The sequence below is a fragment of the Spirosoma daeguense genome (assembly GCF_054776875.1).
In genome coordinates, this window is record NZ_BAAHBF010000002.1 from 36,291 (window position 1) to 59,493 (window position 23,203).

Genomic DNA, 23,203 nt, shown 5'->3' on the forward strand with positions numbered 1-23,203 from the left:
CATCAAAACCCGTTCACTACGTAGCGAAACATGTCCGTTCGGGCAGTAGAGATTGCCCGTTCACCACTTAAATTGTTCGCTTCACCTTCTTTTCTGGCCTACAGGCTTATGAGCAATTCTATCTTTAAGGCATTTCATCGGTTCATGAACATGAATCAACTGAGTAGGGAAGATCATTCGGGGGAACGATTACAGCGCGAAATCGACAAAATTCTCGTTCGGGCTTCGGTAGTTACGGGCCTGTTTATGGGCTTGATTTCGTTGCTATTTTTTGAAGTTATCGACGCTCGACCCGAATCGAAAGTAGCCTTGTTTGCTTTTGGAATGGCGTTTCTGTTTACGATGCTGATCTGGATGTTCAATATCTATATCAATAATCGACGGGGTTTGCCTTTTGTCTATCAGCTCATTAACCCCGACTATGAATTCCTGGTCCGGGTGCTGATCTGTCTGCTCATCAGCGAGGGAATGATACGTATCTGGACGACACTGGATGTGTTTTATCAGATGGAAAATACGGGCACGACCAATTTTGCGGGAGTGCTTCAGGTGCGGGGATTGCTCATTGTAGCTTTCTCGTTGCTTACTACGTGGGGTGTTGAAAAAGCATTAGCGCAACAACAGGCTATGGGACTCATAACCAAATTAAAGGAAGAAAATTTTCAGGCTAAGTACGAAGTGCTCAAACAGCAGATCAACCCGCATTTTCTGTTTAATTCGCTGAATATTCTGAAAGGAATGATACGTACCGGAAACGAAGATGCTGAAGAATACCTGATCAAACTGGCCGATGTATACCGGTATATTTTGCAAAGCAATGCCAAACAGGACGTAGTAATGGCCGATGAACTGGTGATGCTCGAATCGTATCATTTCATGCTCAAAAACCGTTTCCGCGATGCTGTTGATCTGACGATTACGTTATCGCCCGAAACCCGTAGGTCGGTACTGCCTCCGCTAACCCTTCAGATGCTGATGGAAAACTGTGTAAAACATAACGTGTTGACACAGAATCGGAAACTTTATGTAAGCGTAACCGAGCAAGACGGACTGGTCTTATTCCAGAATAATCTACAACCCAAGCAATCGCTTCAATCGAGCAATCACGTTGGTTTGGAGAATCTGGCCCGTCGTTACGAACATCTATGCGGTACGCCCTTGCGGGTAGAGCAGGATGAGAAATTTTTCACCGTTTATTTGCCAATCATTCCGCCCAAGAGAATGGACAACGAATAATGTAGAATGAACAATGTATAACAACCCTCTTGATAATCAACTATAAGGCATTTTTCATTGTCCATTGTTCATTAAAAATCCGTCTCAGCCCTTATGACCGTTCTGATTCTTGAAGATGAGGCTATTACAGCCGAAGAACTGCAACACTACATCACAACCATCGACCCGTCGGTTACGATACTGGCTTCGCTCGAAACCATTGAAGATGCGGTTGATTTTCTGCAAACACACGATAGTCCTGACCTGATTTTTTCGGACATTCAACTGGCCGATGGACTCAGTTTTGAGGTATTCGAACAGGCTCCGGTACGTTGCCCGGTTATATTCTGTACGGCTTTCGATGAATATGCCATGCAGGCTTTCTCCACCAATGGCATCGACTATATTCTAAAACCATTCGACCGAAAAGCCATTGAAAGCAGCCTGGCTAAGTTCCGGGCTCTTAAAACGTATTTCCAGCGCGATACGCCTGCTCTTGCCAAACCCGACCTGAACGAGCCTTTGCAACGGCTCATTGAGCAGCTACGTCCCAACCGTCGGTCCAGTTTTCTGGTCAATCATCGGGGGAAATATTATCCAATCTCGGTGGCCGATATTGCCTGTTTTTATACAGAAAACGACGTAGTGTGGCTCTACAAGTCGTCGGGCGAAAAGTTTGCCCTCGATTATACTCTCGATCAGCTCGAAAATCTACTCGATCCAAATCAGTTTTTTCGGGCTAATCGCCAGTATATCATTCGTTTCGATGCGATTCGGGAGTTCGAGCCTTACTTCAACCGTAAACTCGCCGTTCGGCTGCACCAGCCCACTCCGGAGCCGATTATCATCAGCAAAGCCAAAGCGGGCGAATTTATGCACTGGCTCGAACAACGCTGACTTAATTGTCTTAGTAAATCGGGTAGTCGTTCAGGTAGCAAAGCCGCTTCATAAGCGGCTTTTTCCGTTTCATGGAATCTATGGGTTGGGTTTGGGAGTATCAACTCCAGTTTTGTTGTGTCGAACGAGATACGTTTCACAATACGATATGGTCAGTCGCGAACAGACAATGCCATGTTATGAACTTCCTCTCTTTTATACCAACAACAAAAGCTACCAACAACCATGCGTTTACGTTTCCTCTTAATTGCTGCTATTGGAATGGGCTCAACTCAAAGCATGCTGGCTCAAAATCAGAACTACGTAGCAACAAGCCCTTCGGTAAATTCGCCGGGCCTGTACAATACCATTGTCGGCATTTCGGCGGGGGGGAGAAATTTCACTACCGGCTGGTCGAACGTGTTTATGGGCAATTACGCGGGTTTCGAAAACACAAGTGGTGAACAAAATGTGTTCTCAGGCGCAAAGGCAGGATACGCTAATAGAACGGGTAGTCGGAATGTGATCGTTGGTGAAGAAGCGGGATACGCTGCTAATGGTTTCGATAATACCTTTATTGGCTTTGCTACAGGGTATTTTACGTCGGGCAGCAACAATGTTGTTATGGGTAGCCGAGCAGGAATTGAAACTCGTGGCGGCAGTAATAACGTATTTTTGGGCAGGTACGCGGGTGGTGCCAATCGCGAAGGCAGTAACAACATTTACATCGGTCTTGAAGCTGGATACAACAATAATAACGGTCACGAAAATACATTCGTAGGCTTTCAGTCGGGTTACGTTACTCAGGCAACCGCGAATATGTTTCTGGGTTTTAAGTCAGGTTATGCCAACACTTCGGGCCAGTATAACGCATTTATGGGCTATCAGGCAGGTATGTCGAATACCACAGGCAGTGGAAACGTATTCGCTGGCACCCGATCGGGTTTGAACAGCGTAACCGGTACGGATAATACGTTTCTGGGCAACAATACTGATGCACTTTCCCGCGCAATCAGCCTGACGAATGCAACGGCTATAGGAGCCAACGCCCTTGTAGCCACCAGTAACGCCATTGTGCTGGGCGACACTACTAAAAGCACGAAAGTGGGCATCGGCGTAACAGCCCCAGCCTTTCCGCTCGATGTGCGCGGCACTATCAACATTCGTAACAAAGGGTCGCTAAAATTCGCCCAGCGCGTACAGTTGCAAAGCGATGACATGGATTACCTAGTGCTTACTGCGGCCGAACAGGGCCAGAGCGGGTTACGTTTGGCCAACTTGTCAAATCATGTATCGGTAGAAACGGCCAGCCGATTACTCAGCGTAGACGATCAGGGACGAGTGGGTTTATATCGACCAACGGTCGGTGCAGATCAGGTGCGGTTACAGGCGAGAGCCGAAACACAATGGGCCGATTACGTATTTTCGCCAACGTACCGGCTGGCTCCGCTACATGAAGTTGCCAATTTTGTGCAGACTAATCAGCATCTCTCTGGCTTGCCCAGCGCTGCCGAGGTAACCAAAGAAGGCGTTGATCTAGCCACACTGAACACAAAACTATTGGAAAAAGTAGAGGAACTGACCTTGTATCTGATTGAGCAACAGAAACAGCATACGTCTCAACAAAACGAATTAGCGGAGCTACGCCAGCAAATCAGCGAGCTACGCAAGAAATGAATAGTATAAACGAGTTGTGCCATAGAGCGACACGGAGGAGAAAAAGAGATTCGCAAAGACTAGTTGGCCGAGTGGCAGTTTTACTATAATTATCAGCGTCGCCACAGTTCATTCCGAAGCAAAACGCCAGCCTTTGCCTATTTTCTTTCCTTTTGTAGCCTATCTATTGAACCAATATATTTCAACCTACGAAAAAAATGAAGTACTTACCGTTTCATCGGACGTTTTTACCGTTTCATCGGTATTGTGGTTGTCCCAGCAATGAAAAATAATCATTTTTAGGGTTTCTTTCCTAACTAGAAGACATTACTAAATGACGTTTGCCACCTGGAATCTGCTGTTCACAGGGATGGTTAGTTCTATCCTGTTGCTGAACATTGTGCAGTGGGGCATTTACCGTGAGCGGCTTTATGGTCTCTACACGCTGTATATGCTTACCTGGATGGTTTACTTTGGGCTACGAGTCGATGAAATCAACAAGTACGTATCGGCAAACACCTGGCATTTTGTACGTGTAGCGGCTCCAATGCTGGGTTATTTTATCTATTTCGACTTTGCTGATGCTCTGATTCAGCTCAAAAAACGTCTGCCCGATCTGGTTCGAATTTTCAATATCACCAAAGTGATCATTCTGGCCTATATCGTATTTATGGCGGTGTTGTGCTTTGTGGTAGATGAATGGTACAGTACAGTTTATAGCGTCGCCCATACAGGTATGCGGCTGTTTATGATTGGCCTGGCGAGCTACGGTGTCTGGCGAATAAACCGGCTCAATGGCGTAGCACCCCGCTACGTAGCATTAGGGTCGGGATTTATTCTGGCGGGTGGGGTAATATCGATGGCATTGACATTATTTGGCCCCTCGTGGGAAAAAGATCAGTCCGTTCTGGCTGCCCCATTAACGTATTTCGAATTTGGTATTCTGGCCGAGCTAATCTGTTTTACGTTAGTATTGGGCTATCGTCAACGAAGAGGTGCAATTAAAAGTGCCATCATGGAACAGCGCCTTGCCCGCGAGCGCGAATTGCATCAACGCCAGCATCTTGAATCGGAATTAATTACTGAAAAACTTCAGAAACAAATGTCGGCTGTGCAGATGATGGCACTTCAGGCGCAGCTCAATCCGCATTTTCTGTTCAACAGTCTTAATTCGCTTTCATCGCTGATTGCATCGGAACCCGATAAAGCCGAACGATTTGTCGATGAAATGTCGACGGTATACCGCTATTTGCTACGTAACAACAATAACGAACTCACTACGCTCAACACAGAGCTGACTTTTATCGATTCGTATTATCACTTACTGAAAACCCGCTATGGTGCTGGTATCGATCTGGTGAAAAATATTGGTGAGCCTTTCCTAGATTACAAACTGCCACCGTTAACATTGCAGTTGTTGCTTGAAAATGCAGTGAAACATAATATCGTTTCAGTCGACCAACCGTTACAGATTCGCATGACAACCAGTGCCAATGGCTGGCTGAGTGTTAGCAATACACTTCAGCGCAAGTCGGCTAATCGACTGAATTCCACCCAGAAAGGACTCCTGAATATCCTGTCGAAGTATCAGTTACTGGGTCAGGAAGCCCCCAAAGTTGAAGAAACGACCGACACATTTGTCGTTGCATTACCGCTCATCAAATGATTGGAACGTATCGGTTCCGATTACTTCCGCCGTTTATATTGATTTGGTTTTTTTACTGCCCGTAATGGCTATCCGAATCCTACTCGATATGTTCGATTTGCCTCCGAGTAATTTACTGCTGGCTCCTTTGGCCCTCAATCAATTGTTTCTGGCCGCCTGGATGTTGGCAAAAGGATTTGTGGAGCAATCTTCAGCAAAAACGAATGGGTAGCAGTTTAGTCGCGTTGTTTGCCAAGTACCACACCTACTGTAACCTGAACCGAAGGGTACCAGCCTTGACGGTAATTCATTACCTGATTACGTTTAAATTGCGCGTCCTGATTATCGTTAGTCCAGTAAAACGCATTCCAGTAGCCCTGATTCTGAGTGATCTGACGAGTTGGGAATAGCTTGAGGAAGTATTGTCCGCCAATGGCTCCGGTCAGCGTAACCCGTTTTACAATGGTTATTTTTGCCCCAAACAGAAGCTCGGGAGCGAGTGAAAAACCTGCGGCACGTAGCGAATCGGTCGGGATCGGAAAGCGTGCGTCAGAAGCGAGTTTCAGTGATGAATAATCGACAACCGCACGTATTGAACCGAACATAGTCAGTTCGTCGCCGATACCAACATCTGGAACGTAGTAACGGTAACCAGCGGCCAGTCGTGCATTTTGAAAACGCTCGGTACGAGGAGGGAGTAACGAATAACCGCGCGGATTTTCATTATAACTTCCTGACAATGTGATGCTATGATATTTATTAACGTAGCGTTCGTACTGAATCAGTTGATTTCGGGGTAACGCAAAGCCAATTGGCGAAATAGAAATTTCCTGTCGTTGGGCGAACGTAGCGTTTGAGATAAATAGAGTTACCAGACTAAAAAAAGTAAAAAATTGCTTTTTCATAAACTAGCGGCTGAGTAAAGAAGTGCACAAAACTAACTTCTCCTTCTGTCAGGTTATTATGGCGGCACCGTTATTTTTTTATGAATAGTCCACACTTAATTCCCTATATGCAGATCAACCAAGTAAATGAAGCGGATTTTCCGGATTGGCTCCGTCTGGCTTTGGCGCTCTGGCCCGACGATACGGAAGAAGAAATGACAGAAACGCTACGTGATATTCAGCAATCGCCCAAACAGGCTGGGTTCATTGCCAGAGATAACCAAGGGAAAGCCATTGGTTTTATGAATCTTTCTCTCCGGATCGACTACGTACCGGGAGCCTTACAGAGTCCGGTGGCTTATCTTGAAGGTATCTACGTAGTGCCGGAGTTTCAACAACAGGGTGTTGGGCAAGCTCTTGTCAGACAGGCTGAACAATGGGCCAGTTTGCAGGGGTGTACAGAACTGGCATCGGACGTATTGTTGGAAAATGCGTTAGGGCAATCATTTCACAAACGGGCTGGCTTTGACGAGGTTGAGCGTGTCGTTTATTTTATCAAGTCGATATAAATTCCAATAGATCAGGTTTGAGAAGCAAAATCGGCACGTTCATTTATATTTGTTTTGAAACGTAGCATTCAACTTTATGCTCTCGCTGGTCAGACAACAATTGCTATTGGTGTTGTTGATGCTAGGCTTGTCTGACACGACTGGCTTGGGACAATCGATCCTCAACCCGACCGATACCAGCTACGTAATGAGTTTGCTGAAAAAAGGTGAAACTATTGAAACCCAGCAGCCTAAAGCAGCACTTGAACATTACACAAACGCGCTTGCCTTTTCCCAAAAAATAAACTTCACGAAGGGCTATTTTGAGAGTATCCGGCTTCTGGCGTATCAGCTCAACAACATGGGGCAGCACGACGAAGCCCGAAAAATTGCCATGGCGGCTGTTCAGAAGGCAAAACAGGACACCTCAAAGCGACATCTGGGATTAAGCTATTTTGCGATGGCGAATACGGCTCTGTTTATGGGCCGTTTTCAGGAAGCCATTCCAAATTATCAGCAGGCGGCTCATTTCATGCGACAGATCGGGAGCTTGCGCAACGTAGCGGTGGTGAACCAGAATCTGGGATACATTTATGGCAAGCAGAAAATGTATGAAAAAGCGCTGGAGCATTACCGAAAATCGCTTGCTCTCGACACGACATGGACGGAAGATAAAGCCGACCGACGGTCAATTGCTTCCGATTATTTCAGTATGGCCGTGGTGTTCAGTGATATGGGAAAGAGCCGCGAAACGATGGCAAATTATCAGAAAGCCAAACAATGGATTGACCCGACAGACCTTGATTTTAAGGTCAATTTATACAACAACATCGGGTTTGAACATGGAGTAGCTCAACGCTACGATTCGGCACTCTATTATCGCCAAGAAGCCCTACGATTCAGCCGTCAGCTAGGAAACACCCGGCACGAACTTCATCTGCTGATGACATTGGCGCAAACCCGAAGCCAAATGCGACAATATGCAGCGGCTAAAAAATTACTGGATGAGTCGAATGCCCTTGCGGAGAAAAATAAAGCAGGATTAACCGAGTTGAGAAGTATTTACCGCGAATATGCGGTAGCCAACGAGGGATTAGGGAATTATAAATCGGCTGTCGAATGGCTCGATAAATACATTGGTGTCGATGATTCGCTGAATAATCAGGAAACCAAAGATTTACTACAGGACTATGAGCTAAAGCTCAAACAAGCCGAAGCGGGTCAGCAACTGGCTCACAAACAGCAGCATATCAACCAGCTTCAGGAAAAACAGCGACGCCAGAATCTGTGGCTGCTCATCGCCGGACTCATCGCACTGGTCGTCATGGGAGGACTGGCCTTCGCCTACCTCTACAGTCGCCAGCGCCAGCGTAGTGCTAACAATGCCCTGCTGGCTGCCCAACGCGAACGCGAGCTGGCGGTGGTGCAATCGGAGTTGCAGGGCCAGCAGAAAGAACGACTCCGCATTTCCAAAGAAATGCACGACGATCTGGGGGCATCGCTGACGGCCATTGGCTTGCTGAGTGAAGTGGTCAAAACCCGCATGGGTGTCCACACCACGCCTGAAGTAGAGAAAATATCGAGCATCTCGGCGGAGATGGTCACCAGTATGAACGAGATCATCTGGTCGTTGAACACCAGGAATGACAGTCTCAACGGGCTGATTGCTTACACGCGGTCGTATGCCAGCGAGTTTATCGAGAACTCCTCGATTCGCTTGAAGACCGACGTAGTGGACTCAGCTCTTGAAATTTCGATGCGTGGCGTGGATCGGCGTAACGTATTTCTGACGGTGAAGGAGGCCCTCAACAACGTTGTGAAGCACGCTCAGGCTACTCAGGTGAGGCTGACGATACGTGCCGAATCGGATCAGTTGTTTATCGAGGTGTGTGATAATGGACAGGGGTTTGTGCCCAATGAGGGGACTTCGTTACGGAACGGGTTGGGCAACATGCGGCAGCGGATGGCAGAATCGGGGGGGAGTTGTGAGATTTCGTCTTCCTCAGAGGGTACTTCTGTGAAAATTATCTACCCGTATCCACGCGTATCTGTTCCGAAAATACTACAAACGTAGTATAGTTTCGAATCGAAAAAACGGCCAATATTGCCAGATGAAAAACGTCATAACCGTTGCCATTGTTGAAGACAAAGAACCCATTCGTCAGTCGCTGGCCATTCTGGTCGATGGTGCCGATGGTTTCATGTGTCAGGCTACATTCGAAACGGCCGAATTAGCTCTTGATTATTTGTCAGGTCATTGTGTCGACGTAGTACTTATGGACATCGACCTGCCCGGTATGAACGGCATCGACTGTGTGCGGCAACTGAAGCCAAAATGCCCTAGCACGCAGTTTATGATGTGTACGATGTACGACGAAGACGAAACCGTTTTTGAAGCCCTCAAAGCGGGTGCTAACTCCTATATTCTGAAACGAAGTCCACCGCATAAACTCCTCGAAGCCATCACCGAACTGCACGAAGGCGGATCGCCCATGAGCAGCACCATTGCTCGAAAAATCGCCGTTTCCTTCCATGCAGGTCCATCTGCCCCAAACGAACTGGACGTATTAACCCCCCGTGAGCGCGAAATTCTGGACCGCCTTTCTAAAGGGCACAGCCACAAGGAAGTTGCTGAAGAACTGTTCGTAAGCCCTACTACAGTACGTAAACACATCTTTAATATCTACGAAAAACTTCAGGTTCACTCGAAGGTCGAAGCCGTGAATAAGTACTTGGGGAGGAAATAAAGAGCGAAAAAATAGTTTTCGTCAGCATTTCGCTCTTTCACTCATTCGCACTTTAAAATCATACAAATGCGGTATTGATGGGCCTTGATTTGGCCGGTAGTTTTGCCTCAGCGATTGACGGTAATCGCTCTGCAAAACGACCAAAAATCATGAAAAAGCTCATTCTTTTCCTATTCGTTACGTTGACGTTCGCAGCTTGTAAAAAAGAAGAAGACAAAATCGAACCTCAAAATGCCGCCGAAGTTGTGGCAGGCTCCTATCAACTCACTTCGTTTCGCTACGTAGGGGGGACCGACGAAATCGACTTGCCTAAATTACCGATTACTCAATCGGGAACAACCGTTTCAGGAACCGTCGTATTAGATCCAACCTCGGAAGACAACGTTACGTTGACACTCACCCTAAAAGCAACGGGCCAGCAAGATGCCTCTATCGATATCAGTAACGTAGAGGTACGGAAACGCGGAAAAGTATATGGCCTTTACGTAGACGGGCAACAAGTAGCTGATGCCGACGGCGATAATATCATCTTCAATTTGAGTGAAACCGATGCCCGGTCAGGTGAAACGCTGGAACTCAAATTCAACGCAAAAAAATAAGATTGCTTCCCTACCATTCACATACTCTTAAAAAGCCCGGACGTATCAATTTACGTCCGGGCTTTCGGTTTCTTGAGACTTAACAGAGCGTTGGCTAATAGCGAGTTGATGGGGAAAATAGGTTGAGCAAGTTCAGTGAAAATTGCCACTTGAAAAGTCTTTCTGGTCGGAAATGCGAAGATTTGTATTTTCGCCCCGAATGAAAACTTTGCGAAGTCGGCACATACGTAATATGGCTTATTGTCTTCTGGGAATGAGCTTCTTTGCCTGTCAATCGGCCGAGCAACGTAGCATAGATTCGCCAGTGGTTACACCCGCTTTTTATCACTGGAAAGCAACATACAATCCAACTCGCTGGGAAACGAACGAGCTCAAACACTTAAACGTCAATAAACTTTATCTTCACTTTTTCGACGTTGACTGGGACCCTAAAACAAAACAGGCTGTTCCAAAAGCATTCATTCGATTCAGTCAGAAACCAGTCGGTAACGTAGTGCCTGTTGTATTTATCACCAATCGAACCTTAGCCAATATGTCAGTGGCCGGATTGGCCGGGCTGGCTACACATATTACGAAGGCTATTCGGAAAGTTTCTCAAAAACAGCGTATTAAACTCAACGAAGTTCAGTTCGATTGCGATTGGAGCGTTAGCACGCGCGACCGTTATTTTAACTTGTTAACACTATTGGGCAACCAGTTAAACTGCCCGATTTCGGCCACTATACGGCTGCATCAGATTAAATATGCCGACAAAACCGGGATACCGCCCGTTGCCCGAGGTATGCTGATGCTCTATAACGTAGCAGACTGGAAACAGATTTCGACGCGCAATTCGATTTACGATGCCGACGTTGCTAATCAGTATTTGCCGTTTGTTGCTACGTATCGGCTGCCGCTCGATGTTGTTCTGCCTCTGTTTCGCTGGACTGTTGTTTATCGAAATAGACGATTTCTGACATTTCTGAACAACACTGACCGGACAAATCTGGCTCAAAAACGCTTTCTGAAGATACAGCCAGACAGCAACCGATTTGTGGCCATGAGCGATACGTTAGCGTTTGGCTTCTCGATACGTCGGGGCGATTTGTTTCGGGCCGAAGCCGTTACGTCGGATGTATTGTTGCAAGCCCAAAAACAACTGTTAACTAAATTGCGTAGTCAATCTGTTACAGTAGCATTATATCACCTCGATTCTCTAGTTTTAGCTCCTTACCCACGTGAAATTCTTCAGACACTCTTTCAGCCGCTTCCGTAAACCCGCCCTTTCCATCGCTGTATTAATTGGTCTTGCCTGTGGGCCATCGTTTGACCCGAGTGAGTTTATGAGTTTTTTTATGCCCGAATCGGCAACCATTCCTCCCGGCGATTGGCGATACACGTTTTCACCACAACTCTATGCTACCACAGATTGGGACGTAGCGCCTGAAGAAGATACGGTTATGGTCGATGAGAATGTACGGGCATGGGCAACTTACGCGGGAGGTAAGGTTTCAGAAACGGTAGTTAGCAAAGCACTTTACAAAGAAGAAACGTCGGCTGTAAATAAGCTGAAATCGGTACTGTCGGCACCTGCTGTTACGTATCTGAGCTTCGCCTGGGCGGCTGATAATGGGCCGGGAAATCCTTGGGATACCAACGCAACGCCGGTTGATACAACCAAACTGCCCCAGCAACTTGACGATGCGAAAACGAGCTACAGCACTACGTCGGATGTATTTCTGAAAGAACGTTACGCCTTTCAGGCCGTTAAGCTGGCTAGCGAACTGGGAGATTACAAACAGGCGATCCAATTGTACGATCAGTTGGTGAAACCGTTACCAAAGAAAACGTTTATCAGCAACTGGGCTCGCAGCCGCCGGGCAGGAGCTTCGCTGGCTTTGAGCGATACGTCGCGGGCAATTTATGATTTCGCACAAGTGTTCGATCAGTGTCCGTCACGTCGGGAAGCGGCCGAATTGAGTTTACGTAGCAAGGGTATTCATTTTCGGGAAGATGCGCTGCGGTTTGCAACAACCGATACCGAGCGGGCGGCAGTGTATGCGATTTGTGCCATTCAGCCGGGGCAGGATGGGCTGGATTTACTTAAAGCGTTGGTTCATATTGCACCAAAAAATCCATTGATCGAACTGGTTATGGCGCGGGAAATTAACCGGAACGAGTATTATTTCTTCGAACCTGCTCAGCAATACATTGATTATGGATTGCCAAACCATCCTGATTCGACGATGTTTGAAGGCCGTAAAACGGAAGCGCCATCTTACTTTGAGAAACTACGCACGTTTGCGCTCGAATCGGCTGAAAATAAGGATCTTGGTAACGCTACGTATTGGTATAACGCAGCGGCCTATCTGGACTACATGGTGAAGGATTATAAAGCTGCTCAGGAACATCTGGCGAAAGCCGCGCAGTTTCCTGTCAGCAATAAAACCCTGAAAACGCAGATAGCCGTGCAGCAAATGTTGTTGTTAGCGGCTCAAACAGAAACCGTTACGTCCGAAGCAGAAAACAAACTGATTACCTATCTCGAAGAATTTGATAGCACCGGAAATTTTCGTCTGAACAACGCTTTTGTGTCAGTTTGCAAACGATTTGCTGCTTTGTACCAGCATAAAGAAGAAACAAAAAGTGGCTGGTTGTCAGGCTGTAGTCGCTCAAAAACAGAACCGGTTGGTGCGCCCGGTCAGGCCAAATCCTATCTAATGACCATGCTGACTACACAACCGGGTTCTGAAACGTATTTTGCCAGCACAACAGACCCACGATACGTAGACGATACGGTTCGGGTATCAACCATTCGGTCGGTGATTGCGTATGCCAATCAATCGAACCTAACCGATTTCGACAAGCGTTTGCTGGCCTTATCGGGGCTAGATAACGATGACCTGAATCTGTTGTTGGGACGTCGGCTGATGATGGAACACCACTATGCTGAAGCTGCCGAAGCATTTGCTAAACTAGATGCTAAAGTCTGGGAAGACGAAAACTTTGCTACGTATTTTCAGACGAATCCGTTTGCCATAAAAATGCCCCGGTTAAGTGCTAAGGCCGAAGCCATGAATTTCCCGGCTGAGCCGACCGGGAACCCGTATACGCCTTTATCGTTTGCCCGTAAAATGGCTGAGCTGGAGCAACAGGCAAAATCGGCATCGGGCGATGAAGCCGCTGAACTCTATTACCAGCTTGGCTGTGGTGCCTGGAATCTGAGCTGGTATGGCAATGCCTGGCTGGTTGCCAAAACCTACTGGAGTTCGGCAGAGTTGATGCTATATGACCTGCCAACCGACCCAACCGCGAAGCAGAAACGGTTTGACGAACTCATGAAAACCGATTATTACACGACAGCCTATGCGCGAACCTGCTTTGAAAAATCGGCCAAATTGGCAAAAAATCCAGTATTAGCAGACCGTTCGGCCTACATGGCGGCTCGTTGCGAAGCCAATACGTTCGCTGTACAGAAGTCGATTGAGCAGATCCGGAATGGTTATGTGTATGAACAAGATTCGGCCTTTGTCGAAAAAATGAAGGCGCTTCGTAAGTCAAAGTTCGCCAACGCTTTTTCTGATTACCAGAATAACCATACAAAGTCGGCCTTTCATCTGGAGATGTTGCGGGAGTGCCCTTTTTATAAAGATTTTATGGCTGAGTAAATATGACGTTTAATCGCAAAGAGCTCTAAGAAGCTTGTTGAATTAGCAAAAATAGCTAGATCGACACGCTTCTTTATCCATGCCTACTTACAGAGCTTGAGTCGGTTGAAAACGTACGAAGTAGTGAAAAACGAGCAGTAAGTAATCGGTTATAATCGACCTGATAAAGCGTATTTACTGTCTGGAACTTCAGCAGAAAAATAGCTGCCAAGTATCATTCTGAAGTACTGCGACCTCACTTGCTCTGCAATATATCTTCATTGTTTAATCTACCTTATCACCGGGGTTTCCTTTTCCTCCTGATTTAGGCCTTTCCAAAACAGAGTAGAAGAAAATAATCTTTTCCTTACTTTTGGTGAGAAACCATAACCAATATGCTGCCGAATCAACGTCGGGATAAAATACTCGAATTACTAAAGGAAGATGGCTCAGCCAAAGTGATCGACCTTGCCCGCATCTTTAAAGTAACTGAAGTAACGATCCGGCAGGATCTTGATAAGTTAGAAAAAGACGGATTAGTTGTTAAAGAACACGGTGGCGCCTACCTGAAAAACGTAGAAGATCAGGTGCGTACCTTTTCGCTGGGCAATCAGGAAAACATCGATAAAAAAGAATTGATTGCGGCTAAATGTCTCGATTTTATCGAAAGTGGCGATAGTATTATTCTCGATTCGGGTTCGACCGCTACCGAAATTGCCAAAAAACTACGTGGCTACAAAAATCTTACGGTTATTACCAATGCCTTGAATATCGCATTGATTTTGGGGGCTGAACCGGGTATCGAAGTAATCATGACCGGGGGTGAATTTAAACCACCAACGCTGTCACTGACGGGTCAGAAAGCAGCTGATTTTTTCAAAGGTATCAACGTGCAGAAGCTGTTTCTGGCTACTGCCGGTATTTCACTTAAATCAGGACTGACCTATCCGAGTTTAAGTGATTTAGTTGTGAAAAAAGCGATGATCGATGCTGCCGACACTACGTATCTGATCGCCGATTCGACTAAAATGGGGAAAAGTGCCTTTGCCAGTTTGGGCGCCCTTTCGCTTATTGACTATATTATTACCGATGGCGGCATTGAAGAGAAACACAAGCAGGTTTTCCACGATAACGAAATCGAACTGATTATTGCTACGTAGTGAAACAATACGGTATATGTTACGTAACAGCATTGAATTAACGTAACGTTGCTGCCTTGCTGTAATCGAATGGTCGATCACCGATCTGAACGGCCTTAGATACCTAGTTGTCAACAGTTACCGGAACGGTTTGCCGTTTGTAGCAAATCGGCTCTTTGCCAAGCGAAAAATCCAGGCTTTGACTAAGGCAGATAATTATAGTTGCCATAGTCAAAGCCATTTATTCCGTGCAGTCGCTGGGAGACGATGTTTGAAGGCACATTCGTTCCTGTTTTTGGAAGATATCCCTAAAAATCGACTGTCAACGAAACGGATATAATTCGTTTCGTTGACAAATGATATAGGTTGGATATGTGCTATTTCCTACTAAGTGATCAGAGTTCGACTAGAGCCTATCCCGCTTGTTTGAACTCAACTGGTGTTATGAAACCAGATGACTGGTGCGGCCGTTCTGTGTTATAAACCGTTAACCAATTGTCAATTACCTCCCGCACCTGAGCTAAATTACGAAACAGGTACGCAGACCGCTCCGGTGGCCCGGTTCCCGACGAAAACTCCATTGAATCGCTCAACAAAAGCATCCTGGGTGGGTCAGCGGAGCGTATAGTCTATCCGACAGTTTCTCCCAGTGTGGAATACAACCTTACAAAGAGGGGCGGTTAATGCTGCCTCTGATCGATTATCTCAAGAAACTGGAGCAGCAGTTAATTGCTGATTGAGCAAATATCTACTTTATTGCCCTTCATAAAAAATCCTCTATCGAATGTGATAAGGGCTTTTTTATATTTATCTCTTTTCTAATACTTTCTTCAAAAGGACTTTTAATTCGGTCATTTCGGTTTCTAATTTTTGAATCTTCTGCTGATCAAGTTGACGATTGACTTTTTCGGTCTTTGCCTCCTTTTCCAATTGAATACTGTATAAGGTCAGTTCCTCAATCTTTTCTAGCAACTTGGCGTCCATTTTGGCTACGTCGATACCCTGACTTATTACTTCGTTAGCGGAAGGTATTCCCGGTAAATGGCCGTGCTGTTGGATGTGGGTTTCTACTTCACCCAGTGATTTCAGACTATACCCTTTTTCAAACACCTTGTCACTCCACTCATTTGTATTCTTAACAGCTACTTTTACTTTTTCAGTTAAAATGCCCTTACTGACAAACATTGCCCACTACTAATCCCGGCCCTTGTCAATTAACACTGACAATTCTGCGATTGCACTCAAAGCAGTTTAGCAGGGTAGCCCTAATGAAGTAACATTTAATTATAACTGGCTAGAGGCCTGTTCAAACCCAAGTTGTACAATTATGTTCAGCGTGAAGAGCGGGAATTGGACCGACGCTAGTATATGGTCTTGTGGGCGAGCTCCTGTGAGTTCAGACGTAGTAAAACTTAACCTTACCAGCCAGCTATTAGGGGCAGGCCTTAAGAATGGTCTATTCACTTACTGAGCGGCTGTTGCAAAGTAGCGGTAGTCAACGGAAATTAGGTGGCAATTGATTGCATCGCCATTATCATCAATACGAGTGGTAAACCCCTTCAGTAAACTCAAGATTCACAGAATATTTCCCAAGGTCACTAATAAAAAATGACATCAAGCTTGTCTATTTAACAAGCTTGATGTTTTGTACTATACTATATTTTAAAAGGATTTTTATGAATCATATATAGTTTATAAAATTTTTTAAATTATTGGTACTTTTGTTTTTTTACATCAAAGACCAATAACCGTGAATCGTAGACCTATTCCGCTGTTTATTTCTACTGGCATTTTGCTGATTAGCTTTATGCTGTTGCCTTGCTTTAAGAGTCTGGCTCAACGTTCGCCCAAACGTAGCATATTGATTGGATACGTCAGCGGTAACGGCTGGACAAAATCACAGATTGACGCGAATAAGCTGACGCATATAAACTACGCGTTTGCTGTTCCTGCCGAAAATGGTGAGTTCGCGCCTATTTCGGCTAAAGATTCGGCGAATCTGGTGGCGCTGACGTCGTTACGTTCGATAAATAAAGATCTGAAAATACTTATTTCCGTTGGCGGCTGGGGTGGTTGCAAGTATTTTTCCGATGCGGCACTAACCGATGCATCGCGCTGGAAATTTGCCAATAGTGCAATGTCGTTTGTGAAAAAATATAGACTGGATGGCGTTGATATTGACTGGGAATACCCGGCTCAGATTGGTGCTGGGAATATTTATCGGCCCGAAGACAAAGAGAATTTTACATTATTTCTAAAAGCCATCCGGGAAGGACTGGATGATCTAGGAAAGCAGGACAACCGCATGGGTGCAAACCATTATTTGCTTACGGCAGCAACGGGGGGCGATACGGCTTTTGTGAATCATACTAATCTGGGTGAAGCACAGAAATACCTTGATTACGTAAACATTATGACGTATGATCTGTATCACGGCAACGATAAAGTGACGGGCCATCACAGTCCGCTCGACCAGTCGAAAAAAGGAGATCAGTCGCGTAACAGTTCGGTTTCGGCAGTTGAGGGACATATTCGGGCAGGTGTTCCGGTCGAAAAAATCGTACTTGGATTACCATTCTACGGACGTGGCTGGACTAACGTTCGAGCTGTTGATAATGGACTGTATCAACCGCAGAGTGAGGGTAAACATCTGTTTATCAGCTACGATGAGCTTGTTGATAAATACATCAATAAAAATGGATTTACGCGTTACTGGGATGCCGACGCTAAAGCACCCTACTTATGGAATCCGACTTCGAAAACATTTATTTCCTACGCCGATGCCGAGTCGTTTGAGCCGAAACTGGCGTATGTGAAAAAGAAAGGATTGGCTGGAGTCATGTTTTGGGAATACATTTATGACCTGCGTAAACCAGTACTACTCGATACGCTGGTACAGGGACTCGCAAAATAAATACTACGTTTTAACCACCGTTATCATGAAAAAAAACTATATCAATCGGCTGGCTCTTAGCTGGTTATTGCTGATGCCTGTCACGATAATGGCACAGCAGCATTCCGAACAGAATCATTCACAATACGTAGTGCCAAAAGATAGTCTGGTACGTCAGAAACTGGCCAAATGGCAGACAGTTAAGTTTGGATTGCTGATGCACTGGGGTACGTATAGCGAGTGGGGTGTAGTTGAGTCCTGGTCGTTATGTCCAGAAGACGAAGGCTGGTGTGAACGTCGGGGACCATATTCCGCCAACTGGTACGAATATAAGAAGGCCTATGAAAACCTTCAGACTACGTTCAATCCAACCAAATTCAATCCCGAACGCTGGGCTACTGCGGCTAGAGATGCGGGCATGAAATACGTCGTGTTCACGACCAAGCACCACGACGGTTTCTGCATGTTCGACACCAAACAGACTGATTATAAGATCACTGACCCGAAAACGCCGTTCTCCAAAAATCCACGTAGCAATATTGCAAAGGAAGTATTTAGCGCGTTCCGGGGGCAGGATTTTATGGTTGGGGCCTATTTCTCGAAACCCGACTGGCACGTACCGTCTTACTGGGACCCATATTTCCCACCTAAAGACCGGAACGTATCGTATGCACCGAAGAAGTATCCACAAAAGTGGCAGCAGTTTAAAGACTTTACGTATAATCAGATTCAGGAATTGATGACCGATTATGGTAAAATGGATATTCTCTGGCTCGATGGCGGCTGGGTTCGTCCGGCCAGTACTATCGACTCAACCATTAGCTGGCAACGTACCATTCCGTATGATCAGGACATCGACATGGCACGTATTGCCCAAATGAGTCGGAGTAAACAGCCGGGGTTGCTGGTCGTTGACCGGACGGTAACGGGTGAGTTTGAAAACTACGTAACGCCGGAGCAGTCGATTCCCGATACGTACCTGCCGATTCCGTGGGAGTCGTGCATGACCATGGGCGATTCGTGGTCGTACATTCCGAAAGAAAACTTTAAACCGACCCGCAAGCTGATTCAAACACTGGTTGATATTGTTGCCAAAAACGGGAACCTGCTACTGAACGTAGCGCCCAGCCCCGAAGGCGACTGGCATCCCGAAGCCTACCAACGATTGCAGGAAATAGGTGCCTGGCTACGTATTAACGGCGAATCGATTTACGACACGAAACCCGTAACGCCTTATCGTAAGGATAAGTGGGCCTATACAGGTAATGGCCTGGCTACCTATCATACGTATTTGCCCGCCGAACAGGAAACAGCACCAGCAACCATTACGTTGTCAACTGTTAGTCAAGTTGGTAAATCGACCGTAAAACTGCTGGGGTATTCGAAATCGCTTAAAACTATGAAAACACCAACAGGAACCACCGTTACGTTGCCCGAACAGGCGCGTCAATGGCTTTCTTCACAACCCGCCTGGGTTTTCAAAGTGGAAAGCCGGTAACGAGGAAAGTTATACGACGTTTAGAGAAATGAAGAAGCCTGGTTGTACTAACTGGGCTTTTTATTTTTAGGTGAATCTTTATATCATATTTGGGTATTATATGTCTGACTTTCAGGGAGATAAATTGTTTTTTGGGCTATAAAGAGCATATTCCTTTAACTTATACTCCTATAAATGGGCCGTTATCTCTTTTACGTGTTGATATTTCAACTATTATCTATAGGGCAAGTTAGGTAATGAAACATACATCCGTTTTATACTCAAAAGTCACAAGGTTATGATATTAAAAATGGATCGCTTGCCCATCGAGTTACCGGTTCCGAAGAATCCATCTGCCAATGACGCAGCGGCTATTCAGGAGTTGCTGGGAGGAAAATTTGGGGAAATGTCAACCCTGATGAACTACACGTTCCAGTCCTTCAATTTTCGGGGACGGAAGAAGATTCGACCTTTTTATGATGTAATTGCGAGTATTGCTGGCGAGGAATATGGCCATATCGAAGTCGTATCCTATGCCATCAATCTACTGCTGACTGGCGTAGCAAAACGGGGACACGATCCTGTTCCGGCACCGCTGGCAGACGTAGTTGATGCCCGTAATACGTACCACTATATTGCCAGTGGTCAGGCTGCTCTTCCTGTTGATTCAATGGGTAATTTCTGGAACGGCCAGAATGTATTTAGCAGCGGCAATCTAAAACTTGATCTGCTGCATAATTTCTTTCTTGAGTGTGGGGCGCGGGGCAATAAAATGCGGGCTTATGAAATGGTTTCGGACCCAACTGCCCGTACTATGGTAGGTTATTTGCTTGTGCGGGGTGGGTTGCACATTGTGGCGTATGCTAAGGCTCTAGAGAAGTTAACTGGGGTAGAGGTAACAAAGCTACTTCCTATTCCTGATCTGAGTAACGAAGCTTTTCCGGAGGCAAAAAAATTCATGGAGCAGAAGTTACATCTGCAACTCTATACCTTTAGTCAGGAGGATTACAAGCAGGCTGGATTAATCTGGAATGGTCCGCACCCGGAAGATGGACAGGAATGCGTGGTGATTGAGGGCGCTATTCCCGGATATCCGGTTCCTGACCTAGAAGAGGAACCGCAGGTAAATTCACCTGGTGCCGATGATTTTGATCCACAAGTGTTTGCCGATATGGCGAAGAAAATGGGTATTAAATATGAATATTAATCTCCATCAGGCTATTTGATCAAATTGATTGAGTAGCCTGAATATTTTTTAAGTAGTTGATTATTAGAATATTGATTTAAGTGAATGTGGTCACAAAAACAAGATACGTAATGAAAACTAAATTCATCGCTATAGTAGCGTTCTTGCTGTGTTCATGGTTGGCAAAAGCACAATCGACACCAAATACGGAAACGAATGCAGGAAAGCAGGGGAATGCCACTACTGATTCGAAGCGTGAGAATAATAGCTTGTTGAACGGCAAAGGAGTTCCTTATACTAAAGAATCAAAAAAAGAGCGACAGGCAGCTGCCAAACGCACAAAAGCTCCCATTCCGGCGTCTAGGCTGGATACAACATCGGATGTAAATGCCAGAGCTTCTGGTCAGCTTGCGCCAGGAAGTCACAAGGCTCAACGAGACAGTAAAGCTGGACGTAAGTCAGCACCTAAATCGACAGAGAGTAAAAATAGATAATGAATAGCCCTTACTTTAAATTTTTAGTTTAGAGTAAGGGCTATTATCGTGATAAAGTACCAAACCGCTTTACGGTTAAGTTGATAACAGATTTATTATGTTAAAATGTATGGTAATTGGCTACAGTCAAGCTGCCGCCTTTGTAAAACTTCCTCATATATTTATCCGATACCGTTTGCTCATCGGACTGATTCAGACGCGCATAGTTTTATTTATTTTTGGTTTAGCGAACAACCAAAGGGGGTTGCGCAGACTAAGCCATCTATGAACCGTTTTTACACAAGTGCAATCTTGTTGATATTGAGCCTGTCGGCTGCTTTAGCTCAGCAATCCTGGAATCTAAAACCGTATTCCGTTCAATTACCGAGGGTGTCGACCGTGCAGCAGATCACCTCTACCATTGTGGAGCCGCAACCGGGCTCCATCGTTTACAATACCGATCAGCAGAAAGTGGCGATACGTAACAGTACAGGTTGGCAATACCTTGATGCCAGTGGAGGAACCTACCAAAATCGGGCGTATTTCACAACAAACTCTCTGATTCAGGGAAGTACCACAACACCAGCCAACCCGGCGCAAACGTGGACTATTCCGATAGGTGTAACCAAATTCGAGATAGAAGTCTGGGGTGGAGGAGCGGGGGGCGGAACCTTCACATCGACTAAGGCCAGTAGTAATTCTTATGTCTGTTCGGATGGAGGGTTTGCAGGTGGTTATGCTCGTAAAACCATACAAGTTGTGCCAAGTGTTACAACGGTCAGCATAAATCCGGGGGCAGGAGGTAAAGGAGCAGATGCCGTATTCGTTTCTGCGAATGCCGGAGGAGACTCATTTGTTACGTATAATGGTCAGACTTTGCGGGCTAGTGGCGGTGGGCTGACAAGTCCACGCTCTGGAACCGACGCTATATCTGGACAACCGGCCTTGTTAATAAAAGGTGGCTCGCCCGGCCCATTTCAGATAACCTATGGACAACGTTCCAGTACGGAGTTCATTCGAACAATTCAGTGTAGTAATGGGGGCATAGCCTATGGAACTCCTCCTGATCAGGCAGGATTGGGGCTGGTTCAGGTATACCGTAATTCTGATAATGTTCGGCTGTATCAGCTTAATGAACGATACTCTGACCAGGAAACTCCACAAAACGATGGCAGTTTCCCCGGTGGTGGTGGCGGTTGTGGTCAGCAATTTACGGCAAGTCTGGGTGGTGGTGGGCCGCTTACGTTTGGTTATAGCGGCTCTGGAGCGCCGGGTCTGATAATCATTTACTGGTAACCGAGCCACCAACCCGTTTCATCTATCGTATCAGACGGGTTAACGTACCAATTCTTCAATTCAGCTCGATACCGCTTCACGAATGGAAATTGAAGCCGCAGTTTTGAGATCACAAACTCAATTCTACGCGCATGAAACTGGCGATCTATGTATATGTTTTGGCTTGCCTGATGAATCTGGCGGCCTGTAAAAAAGCGGGTAATGACTTAACTCCCGTCGGACAGGTGGGATTTGCTACAGGTAAAGCCCTTGATGCTCAGGGTAATCCAATAAAAGGAGCCGAAATTGTAGCAAACAACACAGGTTCATACAGCAATAATATCGTAGGCTATACGGATGCAAATGGCAACTATAAGCTCAAACTATCGGCTGGTCCACTGGTTGGCTCATACTACGTTCGAGGTACGCTGAAAGTTAAATACGATAATAAAAATTATACGCTACCATTATTTACCGAAGAGGACGGCGCGTTCGACCCTGAAACAGGAGCAGTTAAAAATTTACGTTTAAAACTTTCCGGTGAACGTACCGGCAACTTTGGTGATGATGGTTATTACGGCGGGCATGTGGAAGTGAGCAACTGGACACAAGATGTTGATCTGGCAGATGTTGAATTAACGTTTAAGCCATCCGGAGCCTTGATCGATGGTAGTACAGGCAAAACCTTAACAACGAAACTGACTAATTACTACGTCGATGATATACCCTTAGGGAAATATACAATTACAGCCCGACAGGTATCGACCAAAAGGCCGTTAACTATTCGCGTTCGGGATAAAAATCAGGAATACACACAATCAACAATCGGTACGTTTGAACCCACTTATGATAATGCTCAGCACTTTCGGCTATTGCTGGATATCAGTGATTTGTGAGGTTGGATTAACCAGCAATAGAGGCCGACCGTCCTTTAGGGGATTTAGGGGTAAAAAGCTCATTTACA

General features: G+C 45.8%; 21 protein-coding genes. 18 read left to right on the plus strand and 3 right to left on the minus strand.

Annotated elements, in window-relative coordinates; genetic code table 11:
- Positions 1-30 precede the first annotated feature (30 nt).
- From ACYVD4_RS05050 to ACYVD4_RS05070, 5 genes are all read left to right on the plus strand, one after another.
- Positions 31-1,236 carry a sensor histidine kinase gene (locus ACYVD4_RS05050; RefSeq protein ID WP_460943075.1) on the plus strand — a complete coding sequence of 402 codons (1,206 nt, stop codon included), beginning with the start codon at positions 31-33 and terminating at the stop codon, positions 1,234-1,236.
- A 93-nt stretch (positions 1,237-1,329) separates the two neighbouring features.
- Positions 1,330-2,112, plus strand: a complete 783-nt coding sequence (locus tag ACYVD4_RS05055; RefSeq protein WP_460943077.1) for a LytR/AlgR family response regulator transcription factor — start codon at positions 1,330-1,332, stop codon at positions 2,110-2,112.
- A gap of 225 nt (positions 2,113-2,337) precedes the next feature.
- Positions 2,338-3,768, plus strand: a complete 1,431-nt coding sequence (locus ACYVD4_RS05060) for a hypothetical protein (RefSeq protein WP_460943079.1) — start codon at positions 2,338-2,340, stop codon at positions 3,766-3,768.
- Between the two features lie 313 nt (positions 3,769-4,081).
- Positions 4,082-5,413 (plus strand): sensor histidine kinase, encoded by a 1,332-nt coding sequence (locus tag ACYVD4_RS05065; protein ID WP_460943080.1) that lies wholly within the window; start codon positions 4,082-4,084, stop codon positions 5,411-5,413.
- Positions 5,414-5,477: 64 nt separating this feature from the next.
- Positions 5,478-5,624 (plus strand): hypothetical protein, encoded by a 147-nt coding sequence (locus ACYVD4_RS05070; protein ID WP_460943082.1) that lies wholly within the window; start codon positions 5,478-5,480, stop codon positions 5,622-5,624.
- A gap of 4 nt (positions 5,625-5,628) precedes the next feature.
- Here the strand turns inward: ACYVD4_RS05070 and ACYVD4_RS05075 are convergent, their stop codons facing one another.
- The gene (locus ACYVD4_RS05075) at positions 5,629-6,297 is read right to left on the minus strand and encodes a hypothetical protein (protein WP_460943084.1); all 669 of its coding nucleotides are present in this window, start codon (positions 6,295-6,297) and stop codon (positions 5,629-5,631) included.
- 80 nt (positions 6,298-6,377) lie between these two features.
- Between ACYVD4_RS05075 and aac(6') the strand changes: the two genes are divergently transcribed.
- The 7 genes from aac(6') (at position 6,378) to ACYVD4_RS05110 (ending at position 14,956) form a co-directional block, all read left to right on the plus strand.
- A complete protein-coding gene (gene aac(6'), locus ACYVD4_RS05080) occupies positions 6,378-6,845 on the plus strand; it encodes an aminoglycoside 6'-N-acetyltransferase (RefSeq protein WP_460943086.1) in 468 nt (155 codons plus the stop codon).
- A 76-nt stretch (positions 6,846-6,921) separates the two neighbouring features.
- Positions 6,922-8,898, plus strand: coding sequence for a tetratricopeptide repeat-containing sensor histidine kinase (locus tag ACYVD4_RS05085; protein WP_460943088.1), 1,977 nt, complete (start codon positions 6,922-6,924; stop codon positions 8,896-8,898).
- 37 nt (positions 8,899-8,935) lie between these two features.
- Positions 8,936-9,571, plus strand: a complete 636-nt coding sequence (locus ACYVD4_RS05090; RefSeq protein ID WP_460943090.1) for a response regulator — start codon at positions 8,936-8,938, stop codon at positions 9,569-9,571.
- Between the two features lie 149 nt (positions 9,572-9,720).
- Positions 9,721-10,170, plus strand: coding sequence for a putative periplasmic lipoprotein (locus ACYVD4_RS05095; RefSeq protein ID WP_460943092.1), 450 nt, complete (start codon positions 9,721-9,723; stop codon positions 10,168-10,170).
- Positions 10,171-10,369: 199 nt separating this feature from the next.
- The gene (locus ACYVD4_RS05100) at positions 10,370-11,425 is read left to right on the plus strand and encodes a hypothetical protein (RefSeq protein WP_460943094.1); all 1,056 of its coding nucleotides are present in this window, start codon (positions 10,370-10,372) and stop codon (positions 11,423-11,425) included.
- Positions 11,388-13,817 carry a hypothetical protein gene (locus tag ACYVD4_RS05105; protein WP_460943096.1) on the plus strand — a complete coding sequence of 810 codons (2,430 nt, stop codon included), beginning with the start codon at positions 11,388-11,390 and terminating at the stop codon, positions 13,815-13,817. Before ACYVD4_RS05100 ends, ACYVD4_RS05105 begins: the two co-directional genes overlap by 38 nt.
- Positions 13,818-14,191: 374 nt before the next feature.
- Complete coding sequence (locus ACYVD4_RS05110; RefSeq protein WP_460943098.1) at positions 14,192-14,956, plus strand: DeoR/GlpR family DNA-binding transcription regulator; 765 nt, start codon at positions 14,192-14,194, stop codon at positions 14,954-14,956.
- 392 nt (positions 14,957-15,348) lie between these two features.
- Here the strand turns inward: ACYVD4_RS05110 and ACYVD4_RS05115 are convergent, their stop codons facing one another.
- Both ACYVD4_RS05115 and ACYVD4_RS05120 read right to left on the minus strand, forming a co-directional pair.
- Positions 15,349-15,537, minus strand: a complete 189-nt coding sequence (locus tag ACYVD4_RS05115) for an integrase core domain-containing protein (protein WP_460943100.1) — start codon at positions 15,535-15,537, stop codon at positions 15,349-15,351.
- Between the two features lie 205 nt (positions 15,538-15,742).
- Positions 15,743-16,120 carry a hypothetical protein gene (locus ACYVD4_RS05120; RefSeq protein ID WP_460943102.1) on the minus strand — a complete coding sequence of 126 codons (378 nt, stop codon included), beginning with the start codon at positions 16,118-16,120 and terminating at the stop codon, positions 15,743-15,745.
- 622 nt (positions 16,121-16,742) lie between these two features.
- Here ACYVD4_RS05120 and ACYVD4_RS05125 point away from each other — a divergent pair.
- From ACYVD4_RS05125 to ACYVD4_RS05150, 6 genes are all read left to right on the plus strand, one after another.
- Positions 16,743-17,849: a glycoside hydrolase family 18 protein gene (locus ACYVD4_RS05125; RefSeq protein WP_460944730.1), complete on the plus strand. Its 1,107-nt coding sequence runs from the start codon at positions 16,743-16,745 to the stop codon at positions 17,847-17,849.
- A 73-nt stretch (positions 17,850-17,922) separates the two neighbouring features.
- Entirely contained in the window at positions 17,923-19,326 is a 1,404-nt protein-coding gene (locus tag ACYVD4_RS05130) for an alpha-L-fucosidase (protein ID WP_460944732.1), read from the plus strand.
- A gap of 277 nt (positions 19,327-19,603) precedes the next feature.
- Positions 19,604-20,512, plus strand: a complete 909-nt coding sequence (locus ACYVD4_RS05135) for a manganese catalase family protein (protein WP_460943104.1) — start codon at positions 19,604-19,606, stop codon at positions 20,510-20,512.
- Between the two features lie 110 nt (positions 20,513-20,622).
- On the plus strand, positions 20,623-20,985 hold the full coding sequence (locus tag ACYVD4_RS05140) for a hypothetical protein (RefSeq protein WP_460943106.1): 363 nt from the start codon (positions 20,623-20,625) through the stop codon (positions 20,983-20,985).
- A gap of 264 nt (positions 20,986-21,249) precedes the next feature.
- Positions 21,250-22,260: a glycine-rich domain-containing protein gene (locus ACYVD4_RS05145; RefSeq protein ID WP_460943108.1), complete on the plus strand. Its 1,011-nt coding sequence runs from the start codon at positions 21,250-21,252 to the stop codon at positions 22,258-22,260.
- Between the two features lie 131 nt (positions 22,261-22,391).
- Positions 22,392-23,135, plus strand: a complete 744-nt coding sequence (locus ACYVD4_RS05150) for a hypothetical protein (RefSeq protein WP_460943110.1) — start codon at positions 22,392-22,394, stop codon at positions 23,133-23,135.
- Positions 23,136-23,203: the final 68 nt, after the last annotated feature.